Annotated in this window: 5 protein-coding genes; 2 read left to right on the top strand and 3 right to left on the bottom strand. The window is 73.4% G+C overall.

Features of this window, described 5'->3' with window-relative positions; genetic code table 11:
- Together OZN99_RS25500 and OZN99_RS25505 are read right to left on the bottom strand one after the other, a co-directional pair.
- Positions 1 to 917, bottom strand: a 917-nt coding sequence (locus OZN99_RS25500) for a hypothetical protein (RefSeq protein ID WP_270938045.1), incomplete at its 3' end; no start/stop codon positions are given.
- 109 nt (positions 918 to 1,026) lie between these two features.
- Positions 1,027 to 2,388: a glycosyltransferase family 4 protein gene (locus tag OZN99_RS25505; RefSeq protein ID WP_270938046.1), complete on the bottom strand. Its 1,362-nt coding sequence runs from the start codon at positions 2,386 to 2,388 to the stop codon at positions 1,027 to 1,029.
- 31 nt (positions 2,389 to 2,419) lie between these two features.
- Here OZN99_RS25505 and OZN99_RS25510 point away from each other — a divergent pair, with 31 nt between their 5' ends.
- Positions 2,420 to 2,662: a hypothetical protein gene (locus tag OZN99_RS25510; RefSeq protein ID WP_270938047.1), complete on the top strand. Its 243-nt coding sequence runs from the start codon at positions 2,420 to 2,422 to the stop codon at positions 2,660 to 2,662.
- Position 2,663: 1 nt separating this feature from the next.
- Here OZN99_RS25510 and purD read toward each other — a convergent pair whose 3' ends face one another.
- Positions 2,664 to 3,932, bottom strand: a complete 1,269-nt coding sequence (purD, locus tag OZN99_RS25515; RefSeq protein ID WP_270938048.1) for a phosphoribosylamine--glycine ligase — start codon at positions 3,930 to 3,932, stop codon at positions 2,664 to 2,666.
- Positions 3,933 to 3,988: 56 nt separating this feature from the next.
- Between purD and xseA the strand changes: the two genes are divergently transcribed.
- Positions 3,989 to 4,871: exodeoxyribonuclease VII large subunit (gene xseA, locus OZN99_RS25520; protein ID WP_270938049.1), on the top strand; the 883-nt coding region annotated here is incomplete at its 3' end.

Here is a 4,871-nt window from a genome sequence, read left to right on the forward strand (position 1 = left end):
CTCGGCAGGGCGGCGCCGGCCGGCACAGGGGCGCCGGCAAGCCACGCCGCCAGCGCCGGCACGGCCGCCTTGGTCCAGGCCCAGATGCGCGCGCCATGCGGCACGTCCACGAAGCCGAAGCGCCCGCATTCCGCGCCCGTGCGGTCCACGCAATGCCGCTCGAAGACGGCCAGGTAGTCGGAGGGGCGCGCCGTGCGCTTGCCGGCCTTCACCTCCGCCGCCAGCCGGCCGATGCGCACCAGGGCGCGGAACTCGTAGCCGGTCAGCAGCGTGCCTGCGCCGCCATTGCCCCAACTGCCCAGCGCGCGGCGATGCGCATCCTCCGCCGCGTCCAGGAAGCCCGTGAAGTCCTCCCGCCGTGACGGGAAGGAGGGCCAGACCGGGAAGCTGGCCGCGAAGCCCTCCGCCACCAGGTCGAGGTTGAAGGTGCGCCGCTCCTTCGCCTCCGGGCCCAGCCGGTCGCGCTCCGCCTTCTCCAGGAAGGGCGCGACATAGGCCAGCATCCGCCCGTTCGAATCCACTGCCTCGCCGGCCAGGATCACCGCCAGGTCGCGCAGCTTCCCGCCGCTGCGGCCGAGGCGCTGCGACCGTATGCTGCGCAGCGCGCGGGTGGCGCGCTCCGCCGCCGCGTCGTGCCGCTTCGCACCGCCATCATGGACGCGCGGCGTGAAGTAGGCGGCGAAGCCGCGCGGCACCTTGCCGTCCCGCTCCAGCCCTTCCAGCACCAGCAGCGCCGCGTCGAGCAGCTTCTGCGACCGCTCCGGCGGGCCGGCGAAGTTGCGCTTCTCCGGCGTGTCCACCGAGACCAGGCGGAACGGCACGCTGAGCCGCATCGTGTCGCCGTCGCCGGTCTCCGCCTCGCCGGGCGGCGGCAGCACCAGCTTGGCCTTGGCCGGGGGAAAGCGTGGCACGTCCATGGCAGGGCCCTCCGCCTGCGCGCCGGCACGGCGGGGCGCCGCGCCATGGCGACGGCCTGAGGCTGCCACGGCCTCGGCGTCGCGCGCAAAGCCTTCCTGGAGGCGGCCTTCAGCCCGGCCCGTCGAGCCGGATGCCGAGCCCCGCATACATCTCCCGCAGCCGCTTCGCATAAGGCTCGGCGCCGAACTTCGCGGCCTGCCGCGGGCCGCGTGCGGCCAGCTCCGACCGCAGCGCCGCATCCGTGTCCAGCCGCTGGATCGCCTCCGCCAGGGCGCGGGTGTCGTAGGGATCGACCAGCAGCGCCGCATCGCCAGCCACCTCCGGCAGCGAGGAGGTGTTGGAGGTCAGCACCGGCGTGCCGAGATGCATGGCCTCCACCACCGGCAGGCCGAAGCCCTCGTACAGGGAGGGGAACAGCAGCGCCCGCGCGCCGCGCACCAGGCCCATCAGCAGCCGGAACGGCACGTAGTCGATCAGCATGATCCGGTCGCGCAGCCGGCGCGTCAGGCCCTGGACGCCCTCGATCGGACCCTTCGGCATGAACTCCCGCCGGTCGTCCTCGTAGAGCAGGGCGAGCTCCTTGTGCGAGTTCCAGGCCTGCTTGCCGCAGATCACCAGCGGATGCGGCGAGCCGGAGGCGAGATGCGCCTCGATCAGCCGGCCGACATTCTTCTTCGGCTCGATCGCGCCGAAGAACAGGAAGTAGGACTGCCAGCCGAGGCCGAAGAAGCCCTGCAGCTCGTCGCGCACCATCGCCTCGGGCTTCAGCGTGGCGACGTCCGGCATCTCCACCGCCTGGTAGGTGTTGGTGACCTTCGCCTCGGGCACGCCCAGCAGGTTGATGACGTCGCGCCTCGAGGCCTCGCTGACGGTGACGATATGCGCCGCGCGTTCCGCGATGCCGCGCACCGTGCCGAGGTAGCGCTTCTTGTTGTCCAGCGTGGTGAAGGGCAGGCGCAGCGGCACCAGGTCGTGGATGGTGTAGATGTTGGGCATGCCCTCCGCGGCCAGCGGCACCGGATAGGTCCAGTGCATCAGCCGCGGCCCGCCGGGGATGCGCACGCGGCCGAAGCGGTGCGTCGCGCCGAAGCCCAGCACGGCCGCGCGGTACAGGCCGGGCACGTTCCAGATCCGATCGAAGGCCGGCATGCGCGCGGCCAGCGCCGTGGTCTCGACGCTGCCGACCGGGACCGGCACGGCATCCACGCCGGCGCGCAGGCGGACCATGCGCAGGACGTCGTCGATCGGCCTCTGCCAGCCCGGCATGTCGCCGCGCGGGTCGAAGAAGGTCACTTCCCGCAGCAGGCCGTCCTGCCCGGAGGAGGAGCGGTGGCCGTAGAGCACGCCCACCTCGGCGCCCAGCGCCTGCAGCCGGCGCGAGAGCCCGCGCGCATAGGTCGCGACGCCGGTGCCCTGCTCCAGCCCGAGGTTGTAGCCGTCGATGGCGATGAGCGGTCGATCCACCCGCATGTCCCCCTTGCCGCCGCCCTTAAGGGCCGGCGTGGCGCCCCCGTCAACCAAGTGGCACATGGGGCTGGCGCGATGCGCGGCCCTGGTGCCTGATGCGCGGGTGGAACGGGCGGCGCGACCGGAGAACAAGGCGAGCGAGGCCGCGGGACGCGGCGCGGCCCGTCCGCGCGCGGCCGAGGGCCTCGTGCTGCTCGCGCTGTGGCTGCTGCGGATCGCGGTGGCGCTGCTGCTGGCCCTGCCGCTGCTGCTGCTGGCGCTGTGGCTGTTCGGGTAGGCTACAGCGCGCGCCAGCCGATATCGCGGCGGCAGAATCCGCCCGGCCAGTCCACCACATCGACTGCCGCGTAGGCCGCGTCCCGCGCCGCGCGCAGCGTCTGGCCTGTCGCGGCCACCGTCAGCACGCGGCCGCCATCGGCCACCAGCGCCCCGTCCTCCCGCCGGGCCGTGCCGGCGTGGAAGAGCTGCACGCCCGGCACCTGGGCCGCGCGCTCCAGCCCGCGGATCTCCGTGCCCTTGCGCGGCGTGCCGGGATAGCCCTCGGCGGCCATCACCACGACCAGGCTGGGATGCGCTTCCCACCGCAGGTCGAAGCGAGACAACTCGCCGTCGCAGGCGGCCAGCAGCGCCGGCAGCAGGTCGGACCGCAGCCGCAGCATCAACGCCTGGCATTCCGGGTCGCCGAAGCGGACGTTGAACTCGATCAGCTTCGGCCCATCACCCGTCAGCATCAGCCCGGCGAACAGCACGCCCTGGAACGGCGCACCGCGCTTCGCCATCTCGGCCAGGGTCGGGCGGATGATGCGGTCCATCGCCTCGTCGCGGAGCGCATCCGTGAAGGCGGGCGGCGGGGAATAGGCGCCCATGCCGCCGGTGTTCGGCCCCGTGTCGCCCTCGCCCACGCGCTTGTGGTCCTGCGCCGCGGCCATCGGCAGCGCGGTGGTGCCGTCGCACAGCGCGAAGAAGCTGACCTCCTCGCCCGGCAGACATTCCTCGATCACCACGGAGGCGCCGGCGGTGCCGTGCACGCGGCTTTCCATGATGTCGGCGATCGCAGCCTCGGCCTCCTCCACCGTGGACGCCACAACCACGCCCTTGCCGGCCGCGAGCCCATCCGCCTTGACAACGATGGGCGCGCCCCGCTGGAGGATGTAGGCGCGCGCGGCGGCCGGGTCCTCGAAGCGGGCCCAGGCGGCGGTCGGCACGCCGGCGGCGTCCGCGACCTCCTTGGTGAAGGCCTTGCTGCCTTCCAGCCGCGCCGCCGCGGCAGTGGGGCCGAAGCACTTGATGCCCGCAGCGGCGCAGGCATCCGCGAGGCCGAGCGTCAGCGGCGCCTCCGGGCCGGCCACCACGAGGTCCACCTTCTCCACCTTGGCGAACCCGACCAGCTTCGCGATCTCGGTCGCGCCGATCGGCACGCACTCCGCCAGCTCCGCGATGCCCGGATTGCCCGGCGCGCACCACAGCTTCGTCAGCAGGGGGGACGCCGCCAGCGCCCAGCACAGCGCATGCTCGCGGCCGCCGCCGCCCACCACCAGAACGCGCATGCGATCCCTCCGCGGCACAGGTTCCGCCCGCCGGCGTCCTAGCATAGGGTCGGCCCATGGACAGCACGCCGGCGCCCAGCAACAACATCCCGGAATTCAGCGTCTCCGAGATCTCCGGCGCCGTGCGCCGCACGCTGGAGGGCGCCTTCGGCCGGGTGCGCGTGCGCGGCGAGATCACGGAGTGCAAGCGCTACCCGTCCGGCCACATCTACCTGTCGCTGAAGGACGAGAACGCGAAGCTCGAATCGGTGGTCTGGAAGACCAGCGTGCCGCGGCTGTCGGTGCAGCCGGAGAACGGCGTGGAGGTGATCGCCACCGGCCGCCTGACCACCTACGCCGACCGCTCGAAATACCAGCTCGTCATCGACCGCCTGGAATACGCCGGCGAGGGCGCGATGCTCGCGCGAATCGAGAAGCTGCGCGTGAAGCTGGCGGCCGAGGGCCTGTTCGAGGAGTCCCGCAAGCGCCGCCTGCCCGCCCTGCCGCGCGTGGTCGGCGTGGTGACCAGCGAGGCCGGCGCCGTCATCCAGGACATCCGGACCACCATCGCCCGCCGCTTCCCGCGCTGGATCATCCTCTGGCCCGTGCCGGTGCAGGGGCAGGGCGCTGCGGAGCGGATCGCCGCCGCCATCGCCGGTTTCGGCGAGCTGCCGCCCGACGGCCCCATTCCCCGCCCGGACGTGCTGATCGTCGCGCGCGGCGGCGGCAGCCTCGAGGACCTGATGGCCTTCAACGAGGAGGTGGTGGTGCGCGCCGCCGCCGCCTGCCCGATCCCGCTGATCAGCGCGGTTGGCCACGAGACCGACACGACGCTGATCGACTTCGCCGCCGACCGCCGCGCGCCGACCCCGACTGCCGCCGCGGAGCTCGCCGTGCCGGCGCGGGCCGAACTGCTGGCCGCGCTGGACCAGACCGGGGCGCGGCTGCGCGGCGCCGCCA

The organism is Falsiroseomonas oryzae (assembly GCF_027856955.1).
Classification (GTDB): domain Bacteria; phylum Pseudomonadota; class Alphaproteobacteria; order Acetobacterales; family Acetobacteraceae; genus Falsiroseomonas; species Falsiroseomonas oryzae.